The sequence below is a fragment of the Tistrella sp. genome, assembly GCF_002684955.1.
In the GTDB taxonomy this organism is placed as follows: Bacteria; Pseudomonadota; Alphaproteobacteria; order Tistrellales; family Tistrellaceae; genus Tistrella; species Tistrella mobilis.
This window is the reverse complement of sequence record NZ_NYWI01000019.1, coordinates 18,450-31,803: the sequence shown is the minus strand read 5'-3', so window position 1 is coordinate 31,803 and position 13,354 is coordinate 18,450. Positions and strand designations below refer to the sequence as shown.

Sequence of the window (13,354 nt, the reverse complement as noted above, 5' to 3'; positions counted from 1 at the left end):
GATCATCCTTCGAGCGCAACGCGGCGACCCTCTCCCGGCTATCAGGCCAAACATCCTACCAGGAGACGGCCCGATGAGTGGAATTCATACAAGCCTCGCACCGCGCAGACAGGGCAGGATGCGGGCGCTCGCCGCCACCGCGGCGCTGTTCTTCCGCATGCGCCGCAAGCCGCTGCTGGGCGGCATCGCGCTGGCGGCGCTGACCGTGCTGGCCGGGGTGGCGCTGCTGGGGCTCTCGGGCTGGTTCATCACCGCCACTGCAGCTGCAGGAAGTGCCGCTGCAACGGCACTCGCTTTTGACGTGTTCCGGCCGGCGGCGGGCATCCGCATGCTGGCGCTGCTGCGCACCGGCGGCCGCTATGGCGAGCGGCTGGTGAGCCATGACGCGACGCTGGGCCTGCTGGCAGAGCTGCGCGAGCGGCTGTTCCGCGCCCATGCCGGCGCCGATCGCGCCCGGGCGCTGAAGGCCCGGCCGGCAAGACTGCTCCACCGGCTGACGGTGGAGGTGGATGCGCTGGACACTCTTTATCTGCGGGTGCTGCTGCCGGCGGCGGCGGCGGTGATTACCGCGGCGCTGGCGGCGCTGGCGCTCTCGCTGATCGATACCCGGCTTGGGGTTGGGGTGGGGCTGGGGGTGGGGGTGACCGGCATCGCCCTGCCGCTCGCGCTGGCCCGGGCCGCCGACCGGCCGGCCCGGCGGCGGGCGGCGGCGCTGGAAGCCCTGCGCATGCGCACGGTCGATCTGGTGGCGGGCCAGACCGACCATCTGATGACCGGGCGGATCGGGGCGGCGCGCGACCATGCCGCCGCGGCCGAAACCCGGCTGGCCCTGGCCGACGACCGGCTGAACCGGCTGGACACCGCCGCCGCCGCCGGCTTCGGCGCGGCAAGCGCGGTGCTGCTGGCCGGCAGCCTTGCCGCGGCGGGCGGGCTGGTCCAGGCCGGCATCGCGACGGTGCCGCAGGCGGCGCTGGTGGTGCTGGTGTCGCTGGCACTGATGGAACCTTTCGCGGCGCTGCGCCGCGGCGTGCTCGACCTGGGCCGCACGGTCATCGCGGCCCGCCGGCTGCTGCCGATGCTGAAACCCCAACCCGTACCGCCGCCACCTGCGGCCGACCCGCCACCAGCGTCCACCGCACTGGTGATCGAGGATCTGCGCTTCGCCCATGACGGCGCGGCGGCGCCGCTGTTCGACGGGCTGTCGCTTGCGCTCGCCCGCGGCGAGCGGGTGGCGCTGCTGGGGCCGAGCGGTGCCGGCAAATCGACCCTGGTCGAGCTGATCGCGGGCGAACGCCGGCCCGATCGGGGCCGGATCCGGGCGCTGCCGCACAGCCTGCTGGGCCAGGCGACCGAGCTGTTCGCCGATGATCTGGCCGGCAATCTGGCGCTCGCCGACCCGGCTGCGACATCAGACCGCATGCTGGCCGCACTCGACCGCGCGGGGCTGGGGCAGATGGTCCGCGACCACACGGCAGGGCTCGGCCAGCGGCTGGGAGAGGGCGGAGAGGGGCTCTCTTCGGGGCAGCGGCGGCGAATGGCGCTGGCGCGCATCTTCCTGCGTGACGCGCCGCTGCTGCTGCTCGACGAGCCGACCGACGGGCTGGACGCCCGGACGGCTGCAGACGTTTTGACAACGGTCAAGGAATTGCCGCAGACGCAGACGATACTCGTCGTCACGCATCTGCGGCGGGAGGCCGCCCTGGCCGACCGGCTTCTGATCCTGGAAGGCGGGCGGATCACCGGCGATCTCAGGCGTGGTGAGACGGAATTCCGGGCGGCGCTCGACAGGCTCCGCCCGGATTGACGACCGCCGCACCGCCCCGGACGGTATCGTCCGCCACCGGGGATGCGGCCAGGGATAATGCCGGTCCGGCCGGCGGGAGTTGTTCGAATGGAACTGGACGTCGTATCGCTGTCACGGCTGCAATTCGCCCTGACCGCCCTTTATCACTTCCTCTTCGTGCCCTTGACCTTGGACCTGTCGATCGTGATCGCGATCATGGAAACGGTCTATGTGATGACCGGCCGCGCGATCTGGCGCCAGATGACCAAATTCTGGGGCACGCTGTTCGGCATCAACTTCGTGCTCGGGGTCGCGACCGGCATCACCATGGAGTTCCAGTTCGGCATGAACTGGAGCTATTACAGCCATTACGTCGGCGACATCTTCGGCGCGCCGCTGGCGATCGAAGGGCTGATGGCCTTCTTCCTGGAAGCCACCTTCGTCGGCCTGTTCTTCTTCGGCTGGGACCGGATGACGAAGGTTCAGCACCTCTGCGCCACCTGGGCGGTGGCCATCGGGTCGAACTTCTCGGCACTCTGGATCCTGATCGCCAATGGCTGGATGCAGAACCCGGTGGGCGCCGCCTTCAACCCCGCGACCATGCGGATGGAGGTCGACAACTTCTTCGAGGTGCTGTTCAACCCGGTCGCCCAGGCCAAGTTCGTGCACACCGTCTCGGCCGGCTATGTCACCGCGTCGATCTTCGTGCTCGGCGTGTCGGCCTGGTACATGCTGAAGGGAAGGCACGTGCTGCTCGCCAAGCGCTCCATGGCGGTGGCGGCCTCGTTCGGCCTGCTGTCCTCGCTGTCGGTGGTGGTGCTGGGCGACGAGAGCGGCTATATGGCGACCGAACACCAGCGCATGAAGCTGGCGGCGATGGAAGGCATGTGGGAGACGGAAGCCGCACCGGCCGGCTTCACGGCACTCGGCTTCCCCGATCAGGAGGGGCGCGAGACCCATCACGTGATCACCATCCCCTATGCGCTGGGCCTGATCGCCACCCGCTCGCTCGATACCGAAGTGCCCGGGATCAACGATCTGGTCGAGAGGGGCAAGGAGCGGATCCGGAGCGGCATCATCGCCTATGACGCGCTGCAGAAGATCCGTGCCGCCCGCAGCATCGATGCGGTCGGCCCCGAGGTGCGCGAGGCCTTCGAGGCCAATGGCGGCAATATGGGCCATGCCCTGCTGCTGATGCGCTATGTCGACGACCCCCGGCTTGCAACCGATGCCCAGATCGACCAGGCCGCCTGGGATCTGGTGCCGCATGTGCCGACGCTGTTCTGGGCCTTCCGGATCATGGTCGGGCTCGGCTTCTTCTTCATCCTGCTGACCGGCGTGTTCTTCTGGCAGTCGGCCCGCAACCGGCTGGGGGAACAGCGCTGGCTGCTGAAGATCGCGGTGCTGGCGATCCCGCTGCCCTGGATCGCGGCCGAAATGGGCTGGATCGTGGCCGAACTTGGCCGGCAGCCCTGGATCATCGAAGGCGTGCTGCCCACCGCCATGGCGGTGTCCAGCCTGGGGGCCGGGGAACTGCTGCTGACCATCGCCGGCTTCACCCTGTTCTACAGCGTGCTGTTCGTGATCGAGATGGGGCTGATGCTCCGCGCCATCCGCAAGGGGCCGCAGCCCGATCACGACCCTGTCCCGCCCTCGACGCCGCTGCCTGCCGCAGGTGGCGCCGCCCGGCCCTTCCCGGCGGAGTGACCAGCCATGATCCTGCATGAGCTTATCGACTACGGCACGCTGCGCCTGATCTGGTGGGGGCTGCTCGGCATCCTGCTGATCGGCTTCGCCGCCACCGACGGCTTCGACATGGGCGTCGGCCTGCTGCTGCCCTTCGTGGCGAAGACCGATGTGGAGCGCCGCGTCGCCATCAACACCATCGGCCCGGTCTGGGAAGGCAACCAGGTCTGGTTCATCCTGGGCGGCGGCGCCATCTTCGCCGCCTGGCCGCCGCTCTACGCGGTCTCGTTCTCGGGCTTCTACCTCGCCATGTTCGTGGTGCTGGCGGCCCTGATCCTGCGGCCGGTGGCGTTCAAATACCGCTCCAAGCGGATCGAGGCCCGCTGGCGGTCGTCCTGGGACTGGGCGCTGTTCGTGGGCGGCTTCGTGCCGGCGCTGATCTTCGGTGTCGCGGTCGGCAATGTGCTCCAGGGGGTGCCCTTCCGGCTCGACGACACGCTCCGCGCCTTCTATGAGGGCAGTTTCTTCGGCCTGCTCAACCCCTTCGCCCTGCTCTGCGGGCTGATGTCGGTGGCCATGCTGGCCATGCACGGCGCGGTCTGGCTGACCCTGAAGGCCGGCGGCGTGGTGGGTGAGCGGGCGCGGAATTTCGGCACCGTCGCCGCCGTCGCCACCATCGCCCTCTTCGCGCTCGGCGGGCTGGCGCTGGCCAACTGGGTGGACGGCTATGCGCTGGCGGCACCGATGGCGGCCGACGGCCCGTCGAACCCGCTGCTGAAAGACGTCGTCCATGGCGACGGCGCCTGGTTCGTGAACTACGCCAACAACCCCTGGATGCTGATCGCGCCGGTGCTGGGCTTTGCGGGCGCCGCCGTCACCCTGATCGGGCTTCGTGCCCGGATCCGGGGCCTGTCGATCATAGCCTCGGGGCTGTCGATCTTCGGGGTGATCTCGACGGTCGGGCTGTCGATGTTCCCCTTCATCCTGCCCTCCTCCATCGATCCGCGCTCCAGCCTGACGGTCTGGGATGCGTCGTCCTCGCACCTCACCCTGTTCATCATGCTGGTCGTGACCGTGATCTTCCTGCCGCTGATCCTGGCCTATACCGCCTGGGCCTACCGCATCATGTGGGGAAAGGTGGAAGAAGAGGCGATCCGCGACGAAGCCGGCCACTACTATTGATCGCAAGCATCACGAAGGAGACAACCCAATGTGGTACTTCGCCTGGCTGCTCGGCCTGCCGCTCGCCTGCGCCTTCGCCGTGCTGAACGCGATGTGGTTCGAAATGAAAGAGGATGCGGCAGAACAGCAGCCGTAACCGCCCGCCCCCATCCGGGGATCGACGACGATCAGGCACCGCCGCGGCCTATGGGTTGCGGCGGGGTTTTGTCATCCTCTGGCGGCATCGCCAGCGCCTGCACCGAGGCCCGGATCCGGGCGCTGGCAAAATCGATGAAATAGCGGGTCTTCTGCGGCAGCTGGGCGAGCGGGGCGTGCAGCACATGCACGGGGGCCGGTTCGGGTTCGAACGCTTCCAGGACAAGGCGCAGCCGGCCATCCGCCAGGGCCTGCGCCGCCTGATAATGCAGCAGGCGCACCACGCCCACACCCGCCACGGCGGCATCCACCGCGGCTTCCGCGCCGGTGACGATCAGCCGGGTGGCGGTGCACGGTCCCGGATCCGGGCCCCGGCTGCGGGCCGGGGCATGCGCCAGGCGGTCGGAGGGCGGCATGTCGAACACCACACCGGGCAGGCCGGCCAGATCATCCGGATGGTGCGGCTCGCCATGGCGGTCGAGCAGGGCCGGGCTGGCGACGGTGACCACGCGCATCCGGCCGAGGCGGGTGGCGATCAGGCTGCTGTCGGGCAGCACGCCGATACGCACCGCCAGATCGGCGGCACCGGCTGCCAGATCGACATTGCCGTCCGACAGATGCAGCACCACCGAAATCGCCGCATGCCGGCGCAGGAAATCATGAATGACCGGCTGGACATGCAGCCGGCCGAACATGCGCGGCGCGCTGACCACCAGCCGGCCGGTCGGCTCGATGAACTCGCCCGCCGCCTCGCGTTCCATATCCCGAACCTCGGCGACGATGCGGCGCGCGCCCTCGACATAGCGCTGCCCGGCATCGGTGAGCACCAGCCGGCGGGTGGTGCGGATCAGCAGGGTGGCGCCGGTCACCCGTTCCAGCTGGTCGATGCGGCGGGTGAGCGTTGCCGCCGGCACCCCCAGCCGGCGGGCGGCGGCCGAGAAACTGCCGGCCTCCAGCGCCGCCAGAAGGAACCCCATCGCTTCCAGACGGTCCATGATTTCCTCAAAACCCGGGGAGATGCTCGCCGTATTCCGCCGATTGTTGCACGGCCTGCCGCCTGTTACCTCATGAATGACAGAAAATGAACCATCCGCAGCCGGAGGGACGGATCATGGGGTACGGCTTTCTCGACATCGCGATGACGCCGGCCGTGCGGGCGGCGCAGGACCGGCTGGGCGTCGCGCATCTCTGGCAGGATTTCAAGGGACACCGGGCGTTCGACCGGTTCACCGACCAGGAAGCGGCCTTCATCGCCAGCCGGGACAGTTTCTACATGGCCACGACCTCGGAAACCGGCTGGCCTTATGTTCAGCATCGCGGCGGGCCCCAAGGGTTTCTGACCGTGCTGGACGATCGCAGCCTGGCCTTCGCCGACCAGCGCGGCAACCGGCAATACATAAGCCTCGGCAACCTGTCGACGAATGACAGGGTCAGCCTCTTCCTGATGGACTATCCGCGCCGCGCACGGCTGAAGATCTATGCCCGGGCCGAGATCGTGGCGCTGGATGCCGATCCGGCCCTGACCGCCCGGGTGCCGGGCGCCACGACCCCAAAGGCCGAACGCATCATCCGCCTGCATCTGGAGGCCTTCGACTGGAACTGCCCCCAATACATCACCCCCCGCTTCACCGAGGCGGAGCTGACCGAAGCCCTGCGCCCGGTCCGGGACCGTATCGCGGAACTGGAGGCGGAGAATGCGGCGCTGAGGGCGGCGCTTCAGACGCAAGGCGGGGCCGCAAGGGGCGACGGGGTCTTGTCCCCCGGGGACGATGCGATGAGAGACGGGGAATGGCGGAAGTGACGGGTGAAAGCCGTGGCCTTCGGGCTGCGGCGGTGTTTTTTTCAGGGATGGGCCTCGGGCGTGCCTTTTGCATTTTGTCAGAAACTTACCTATTTTTCTGACAGGAGGTGCGCCATGACCCAGCTGAGCGAACGCATTCTGGCCCATGCGGCGGGCTTGCCCGAAGGCACGCCGGTATCCGCCAAAAGCCTGCTTCATCTTGGAAATCGGGCAGCGGTGGACCAGGCTCTGTCGCGCCTGGCCGCCCGGGGTCGTCTGATCCGCGCCAGTCGGGGCATTTATCTTCATCCCGTCGGCAGCCGGTTCGGCACCCGCCCACCCTCGGTGGAGCAGACGGTCCGGGCCGTCGCAGCCCGAAACGGGGAGATCATCGCCTCCAACGGTGCCGCGGCGGCAAACGCCCTGGGGCTGACGACGCAGGTTCCCGTCCGGCCGGTCTATCTGACCTCGGGGCGCAGCCGGAACATGCAGCTTGGCAAACAGGTGGTGGAACTGCGGCATGCGCCGCGCTGGCAACTGGTGCTGGCCGACCGGCCGGCGGGGCAGGCCGTCCGGGCGCTGGCCTGGCTCGGCCCCGAGAAAGCGGAAGCGGCCCTCAAAACCCTGAAACGAAAGATGCCGCCCGGCACCTTCGGCGAACTGGTCGCGGCCGCACCACAGCTGCCGACATGGCTTGCGCAGCATGTGGGAAAGGTGGCCCATGGCTGAGCGTTTTCTGCAACTGTCGGCTGGCGACCGGCGCGACGCCCTGGGTGTCGCGGCAGAACGGTCGGGGCGGCCTGCGCATCTTCTCGAAAAGGATGTCTGGGTCGTCTGGGCACTGCACGCGCTCTACGCCGCGCCGCTCGGCGCGGATCTGGTGTTCAAAGGCGGCACATCGCTGTCGAAAGTCTATCGAGCCATCCGCCGGTTTTCCGAGGACGTCGACCTGACCTACGACATTCGGGCGATTGTGCCAGATCTGGCAGGCGAAGATGGCGAAGCCCTGCCAAAGACCCGGAGCGAGGAGAGGCGTTGGTCAGCCGAGGTCCGCCGACGACTGCCACATTGGGTGGAGACCGTCGTCGGACCGATCGTCACGGCCGCATTGACGGCAGAAGATCTTGCCGCCACCGTCCGGATCGACGGCGAGAAGCTCTTCATTGACTATGAACCGACCAGCACCGGATCGGGCTATGTCGCCCCCAGCGTCATGCTGGAATTCGGCGCACGCTCGACGGGCGAACCGGCAAGCTCCCGCGACATTGTCTGCGATGCCTCGGAGCTGATCGCCGAACTGACATTTCCCACAGCGCGCCCCCGCGTCATGCATGCCGAACGGACGTTCTGGGAGAAAGCGACGGCAATCCATGTGTTCTGTCTGCAGGAACGACTGCGTGGAGATCGCTTCGCGCGACATTGGCACGATATCGTCCGGCTGGATGATGCCGGACTGGCCGAGGCTGCCTTCGAAAAGCGCGACCTGGCCGGCAGTGTTGCCCGACACAAAGGGATGTTCTTTGCTGAAAAGGCCGCCGATCGGACACCGATCGACTATGACGCCGCCATCAATGGCGGTCTGAAGCTGGTGCCGACGGGGGACGCTGCGAAGGCCCTGAAAGAGGACTACGCCAGAATGGTCGAGGACGGTCTGCTCTTCGACGATGCAGAACCGTTCGAGACGCTGATGGCCCGATGTGCCGACATACAGGCGCGCGCCAACAGGAGCCCCTGAGGCCCAACGTCAGTTTTCAGACGCGGTGTGCTGCGTGGTTTGCCCCAGCGCCTGCACCGGGGTCCGGATCCGGGCGCTGGCGAGCATGAGGCGCTGGTAGAAAAAAGCGGTCGCAGGCCTGCCCAGGCGGGTAATGTTGCGTTCGCGGCTCAAGGATCTGACGTAGCTCATCTTCGAAAGGTTCGGCATCTAGATCGGCGAGACGGCGGTGGACGAAAGTTGAAGGCGAGGGGGTTCCGTAAACTGTCAACCCGGCCCCATCACCATGTCCAGAATGTTGAAGCGCTTGACGACCTAACAGAATCTTAGCCAGACTGCCAAAGATGGAAGAAGTTCGGATCGGCCAGAGAACGAAATGACATAAGGAGGCACGTGAGGCTAAGCCAGACAGTGAATTCACCCCGCAGTACCCCACCATCAACGCCAAGAATTCGGATAATTGTCGGCTTGGCTTTGGATCGACCATCTGCAACAAAATATACAATCAAAACCTGCTTTGTATGAAATTCGAGGCAAGAAATGAGCTGTAATAACTTAATCTCACAGTGCTTTGGGGTAGATGATCTGGAATTTTCAAAGCATCCCCTAGATGAGGAAAGGGCTTTTGAATATCTTACGTGCCTTCGCTCACAGGGCATACCATGGGCACAGGCAAGGGCTGATATGTCTGCTTTCCTTGTCTCCAAGAACGCCCCGCGCGCTCATATAAGTACCCAACTGGAAAAGGCACGACGCATGATGAAGCCGTGGCTCCAGTAAGTAACGGCCCGCCCCGAATCTCGGAGCCACTGCGCTCATCGTTTTCTCTCGGGGCCGCGCTGGCATCTCCGTTGGTCTCATGCCAGCCACACCCGCGGCCGTTGCCAACGTTCCCGGCTTTTAGAAGTCGTGAGGAGAAGATACGATGGCTGAGAACGTCGCTACACGGCGTCGGCGTGCCGCCAGCTCTTCACAATATGTGTCGAGGGGTGAAGGCTTCTGGACGACTGTCAGCATGGTTGCCGCCGGCCCCGGCTTTGTGGACATCACGCCCGGTAGCAGGATCTCGGGGAAAGTCAGGGATGCTGTGCGCATCCGTGAATATTTTCACAACGCGCGTGAAAAGCTGAAGCTCGATGAACCTGCCGGCTGAAAAAAGCCCGCGGCCGCCTGAGGCCGCGGGAAGACATGACCTTGATTTTGACGAAGATGATGCGAACGACATACTTGATTCGCTGCCAGATGAGGACGCGACACCAGGCATTATAATGGGAACCTGACACTTAAGGTGGTTGCGAGCGTTATTGTTTCTCTCGCAATGGCGCCAGCTGTTCACATGCTGGAAATCGTCGTGAACGGATATTGACCGGCGCCCCGTTGCTGCCGGATCGCCGTGGATGGCACCTCACCGCCCCTCCACCCACCCCAACCCCGGCGCATGCGCGCGCAGCGCCGCCACCGCCTGCTCCCATACCGGGTGGGTGGGGTCGAGGGTGGAGCGCAGCCAGGCCGCCGTCAGGCGGCGGGTGGTTTCCAGGCGGTCGGGGTCTTCGTCGTCGGTTTCCTTCGCATCATACCCCGCAATGCCGCCCAGGCCGTGGCCGGCGCCGGCCAGCGTCAGCAGGGCGCGGGCGCCGGGGCTGAGGTGGAAGGGGTCGGCATGCCAGGCGGGGCCCATGGTGGTCAGATGCGGGTTGTCGTCCAGCTCGCCGCAGACCACCAGCGAGGGCGTGGTCATGTGGCTGAAATCGGGGTTCAGCGCCGGCCAGGCGGCGGCGGCATGGGCGCTCAACCCATCGCCGCCGCGGCCGGGGGCGGCGAGCAGCACCCCGGCGCGGATCCGCGGCTCGATCAGGTTCACATCCCGCGCCGCCGGGTCGGTCGGGTCGGTCAGGCGCGCCCCCAGCAGCATGCCGACGGTCTGGCCGCCCATGGAATGGCCGATGGCGGCGATGCGGTCCCGGTCCGGCCGCGGGGCTGCACCAGAGATCGGGGGCGCGCCGGGGATCAGGGCCGCAATCTCGTCCAGCCGGTCGAGGATCGCGGTCATCTCGGCCACCCGCATCCGCCAGAACAGCGGCGCGCCCGGCGCATCGGCGCCGAGGCCGCCGGATCGTGAACTGGCATGGGTGGGCTGGATCACCAGAAACCCCTGCCCGGCCAGAAAACCCGCCAGCGGCGCATACCCATCCAGCGACGACAGGTAGAGCGACGGCCCGTGGCCGTGAGACAGCAGAACCACCGGCAGAGGATCGCTCCCCCCGTCCGGTACCGGCAGGGTGGGCGCCGGCAGGGTGACGCGCAGCGCCAGCGGCCGCGGCCGGCCGGGCACGGGGATGTGGATCGGGGCCACCGACAGGGTGGGAAGGGCTGGGCGCGCCGGCAGATGCCGGGCCGCCTGGATCAGATCGGACATGGGAGAGACGCCTTCGGTCAGGAGGGGCTGGCGGGAGGGCTGGCTTCGCCTGTAGAACAGGAAACGGAACTGCGATCCGGCTATAAACGGAACCGCGTTCCGTCTGAGACCGAGATATACGGAACCACGTTCCGTTTATCAAGCGACAAGCTGTGCCCGGAGACCCGTTTCCGGGGCGGCCCGGCCGGGGAGAGAGGCGTGTGAGCGGGGACGAGACGGCGGAAACCGGCAGCTTCCGGCGGCTGCGCGCCGATGCGCAGCGCAGCGAAGACGCCCTGCTGGAGGCGGCGAAGGCGCTGTTCGCCGAGGCGGGTGTCGACGCACCGGCACGCGAGATCGCCGCCCGGGCGGGCGTCGGCGTCGGCACGCTGTATCGCCGCTTTCCCAAACGCGCCGATCTGGTGGCGGCGGTGTTCCGGCGCGAGGTCGACAGCTGCGCAGCCGAAGCCGCCACCCTTGCCGCAAGCCACCCGCCGGCCGAGGCACTGGCGCTGTGGCTGGCGCGCTATACCGGCTTCCTGACCACGAAGAAGGGGCTGGCCGCAGCGCTGCATTCCGGCGACCCGGCCTTCGACAGCCTGCCCGACCATTTCCGCAGCCGGTTCGAACCGGCGCTGACCACCCTGCTGGACAAGGCCGCGGCGGCCGGCGCGATCCGCGGCGATGTTGCGGCATATGATCTGCTGCGCGCGATCGGCAACCTTGCCACCGCCGGCGGCGAGGACGGCGCCGCCCATACCCGACGCATGCTGGGCCTTCTGATCGACGGGCTGCGCTACCGGGCGCCGCGGCCATAGCTGCGGGGTGCGGCACGTTTCGGCTGGAGAAACGTTCGGCAGATGGCACAAAACCCGGCGAATTTAACCCAAATAAGTTTATAAAAAACCTCATATTTTAATTTACGGCTGTAACGGATTTGCCTAGCCTGTCCGCTGAGGCGACCGCGGCTCCTCAACATTCAACCAGTAACGAACACAGACACGTTACCCAGCGACATGTCGGGCCCCGCCCGGATGGCGGGATGGAACGATACGCGCCCCTGCACGTATCGACGGACGGTCGCGCCCTGACGGGAGCCGAGACTGATGCGACTGATGAGGACGGGCATGGCGGACGACCTGTTCGCCAGGGCCCATGGCGCGACGTGGGTCGGCGGGATCCACGCGCTGTCGCGCAATCTGGAAGCCGTGCCGGTCGTCTTCGACGGCCAGCGCTATCTGATGGAATTCGAAACGCCGGCCTTTCTGACCCAGGTCGACGCCTTCGAGAACATCGTCTACGCCACCAATCGCGGCGGCAGTTTCGTGCCCAAGCTGGATCACCGCGTGATCCGCATCTCGCTGGCCGATGGCGGGCAGAACCTGCGCAATCTCTGCCGCCTGTCGGCCACCGAAGGGCCGTCGAACCACGAGCGGTTTTCCGCCGCCATCCGGCGCGCGGTGCTGACCTATTACCGCTCGACGCCCCATGCCAACCAGTACTTCTTCCTGACCACGCCCGAGACCCGGGCCATGCTGCTGGCGATCTTCCATCCGCTGCCGGACGATCTGGCCGACCGCTACGATCTGCGCGTGCATGAGGAACTGGCCGATCCGTTCATCGGCTTCACCCTCGTCTCCAAGCTGCTCTGAGGAGGGCGCCCGATGAGCATGTCCCTCAGCCTGTTCACCATCACCATCATCGGCGGCAACGAAAGCTATACCAGCGCGCTCTATGCCAACGGCAACCAGCAGGTGGTGGTGGCCGTCAACGCGCAGAAGCTGGTCAACGGCGTGCCCACGCCGCTGAGTTCGTCCGAGGTCAACAGCGTGACGGTGGTGGAATATTCCGCCAACATCAATGCCGGCCTGCCGGTCGGCTGGTTCTGCGACACCACCGCCAACCGCTATGACCAGGGCCTGCGCGGCAGCAGCTTCCGCGCCGAGGCGGTCGCCGCGCCCGAGCTGCGGGCGGCCGATGTCGTGAAGCGCTATCTGCGCTGCGACAGCCGGGTCAACCCGTTGCAGAACTATCAGTTCATGGCCCGCATCCGCCTGGACGACGGCAAGACCTACACCACCCATTTCGACGATGGCGGCGGGGCGGTGTTCGAATCCAAGATCACCATCGCCCCCCAGCGGCCCTATGTGATCACCGTGGGCGAGATGGCCTATCGGCGCGACGACGCCTACAACACCGAATGGCAGAAGGGTGACTATATCGACGTCGACGTCTATTACTGGACGCTGCCCTCGTCGCTGAAGATCTATGACGAGTCCTTCTCGAACGCCGGCTATTGGACGTCGAAGCTTTATTATGCGTCGGCAATCAACCATGACAGCTCCACCCGGCTGGGCATGGCGATCCGCTATACCGTCACCTCGCTGACGCTGGGTGATATCGGCAACCTGCCGAACAGCGGCTATGCCGGCACCCAGGTGCCGCTCGCCAACGGCGCCGGGCTGATGCGGGCGGCGCGCTATCTCTGCGACAGCCACAGCTGCACGCCCACCTACGACAATTATCTCTACTGGACGATCACCGACAATCTGGGCTGCGTCAGCCGCTTCACGCTGAAGGCCAATAACAGCGATTCCGGCAACACGCTGACGCTGGGCAACGCCTGACCCGGCGGGCGGGGCCGGTCCCGCGCCTGCCCCGCCCTTTCCGGTCGTCTGC

Annotated in this window: 14 protein-coding genes; 11 read left to right on the top strand and 3 right to left on the bottom strand. The window is 66.7% G+C overall.

Annotation, left to right across the window (positions count from 1 at the left end; all coding sequences use genetic code 11):
* Nucleotides 1-118 precede the first annotated feature (118 nt).
* The 4 genes from CMO28_RS04780 (at nucleotide 119) to cydX (ending at nucleotide 4,787) form a co-directional block, all read left to right on the top strand.
* Nucleotides 119-1,804 (top strand): ATP-binding cassette domain-containing protein, encoded by a 1,686-nt coding sequence (locus CMO28_RS04780; protein ID WP_322111292.1) that lies wholly within the window; start codon nucleotides 119-121, stop codon nucleotides 1,802-1,804.
* 87 nt (nucleotides 1,805-1,891) lie between these two features.
* Entirely contained in the window at nucleotides 1,892-3,490 is a 1,599-nt protein-coding gene (locus CMO28_RS04775) for a cytochrome ubiquinol oxidase subunit I (RefSeq protein WP_296710450.1), read from the top strand.
* A 6-nt stretch (nucleotides 3,491-3,496) separates the two neighbouring features.
* A complete protein-coding gene (gene cydB / locus CMO28_RS04770; RefSeq protein ID WP_014747268.1) occupies nucleotides 3,497-4,651 on the top strand; it encodes a cytochrome d ubiquinol oxidase subunit II in 1,155 nt (384 codons plus the stop codon).
* A 28-nt stretch (nucleotides 4,652-4,679) separates the two neighbouring features.
* The gene (cydX, locus tag CMO28_RS04765) at nucleotides 4,680-4,787 is read left to right on the top strand and encodes a cytochrome bd-I oxidase subunit CydX (RefSeq protein ID WP_062762083.1); all 108 of its coding nucleotides are present in this window, start codon (nucleotides 4,680-4,682) and stop codon (nucleotides 4,785-4,787) included.
* 31 nt (nucleotides 4,788-4,818) lie between these two features.
* Here the strand turns inward: cydX and CMO28_RS04760 are convergent, their stop codons facing one another.
* The gene (locus CMO28_RS04760; RefSeq protein ID WP_296710442.1) at nucleotides 4,819-5,781 is read right to left on the bottom strand and encodes a LysR family transcriptional regulator; all 963 of its coding nucleotides are present in this window, start codon (nucleotides 5,779-5,781) and stop codon (nucleotides 4,819-4,821) included.
* Between the two features lie 116 nt (nucleotides 5,782-5,897).
* On the opposite strand from CMO28_RS04760, the gene CMO28_RS04755 reads away from it, so the two are divergent.
* From CMO28_RS04755 to CMO28_RS04745, 3 genes are all read left to right on the top strand, one after another.
* On the top strand, nucleotides 5,898-6,587 hold the full coding sequence (locus tag CMO28_RS04755) for a pyridoxamine 5'-phosphate oxidase family protein (RefSeq protein WP_296710440.1): 690 nt from the start codon (nucleotides 5,898-5,900) through the stop codon (nucleotides 6,585-6,587).
* Nucleotides 6,588-6,701: 114 nt separating this feature from the next.
* A complete protein-coding gene (locus tag CMO28_RS04750) occupies nucleotides 6,702-7,295 on the top strand; it encodes a DUF6088 family protein (protein WP_296710455.1) in 594 nt (197 codons plus the stop codon).
* Nucleotides 7,288-8,301 (top strand): nucleotidyl transferase AbiEii/AbiGii toxin family protein, encoded by a 1,014-nt coding sequence (locus CMO28_RS04745; RefSeq protein WP_296710437.1) that lies wholly within the window; start codon nucleotides 7,288-7,290, stop codon nucleotides 8,299-8,301. Before CMO28_RS04750 ends, CMO28_RS04745 begins: the two co-directional genes overlap by 8 nt.
* A 9-nt stretch (nucleotides 8,302-8,310) precedes the next feature.
* Here CMO28_RS04745 and CMO28_RS04740 read toward each other — a convergent pair whose 3' ends face one another.
* Complete coding sequence (locus CMO28_RS04740; protein ID WP_296710435.1) at nucleotides 8,311-8,472, bottom strand: hypothetical protein; 162 nt, start codon at nucleotides 8,470-8,472, stop codon at nucleotides 8,311-8,313.
* 733 nt (nucleotides 8,473-9,205) lie between these two features.
* Here CMO28_RS04740 and CMO28_RS04735 point away from each other — a divergent pair.
* On the top strand, nucleotides 9,206-9,433 hold the full coding sequence (locus tag CMO28_RS04735) for a hypothetical protein (protein WP_296710432.1): 228 nt from the start codon (nucleotides 9,206-9,208) through the stop codon (nucleotides 9,431-9,433).
* Between the two features lie 252 nt (nucleotides 9,434-9,685).
* Here CMO28_RS04735 and CMO28_RS04730 read toward each other — a convergent pair whose 3' ends face one another.
* The gene (locus CMO28_RS04730) at nucleotides 9,686-10,696 is read right to left on the bottom strand and encodes an alpha/beta hydrolase family protein (protein WP_296710429.1); all 1,011 of its coding nucleotides are present in this window, start codon (nucleotides 10,694-10,696) and stop codon (nucleotides 9,686-9,688) included.
* Between the two features lie 200 nt (nucleotides 10,697-10,896).
* Between CMO28_RS04730 and CMO28_RS04725 the strand changes: the two genes are divergently transcribed.
* The 3 genes from CMO28_RS04725 (at nucleotide 10,897) to CMO28_RS04715 (ending at nucleotide 13,302) form a co-directional block, all read left to right on the top strand.
* Nucleotides 10,897-11,493, top strand: coding sequence for a TetR/AcrR family transcriptional regulator (locus CMO28_RS04725; RefSeq protein WP_296710427.1), 597 nt, complete (start codon nucleotides 10,897-10,899; stop codon nucleotides 11,491-11,493).
* 288 nt (nucleotides 11,494-11,781) lie between these two features.
* On the top strand, nucleotides 11,782-12,327 hold the full coding sequence (locus CMO28_RS04720) for a hypothetical protein (RefSeq protein WP_156503040.1): 546 nt from the start codon (nucleotides 11,782-11,784) through the stop codon (nucleotides 12,325-12,327).
* A 12-nt stretch (nucleotides 12,328-12,339) separates the two neighbouring features.
* Nucleotides 12,340-13,302: a hypothetical protein gene (locus CMO28_RS04715; RefSeq protein ID WP_062762072.1), complete on the top strand. Its 963-nt coding sequence runs from the start codon at nucleotides 12,340-12,342 to the stop codon at nucleotides 13,300-13,302.
* The last annotated feature ends 52 nt before the right edge of the window (nucleotides 13,303-13,354 follow it).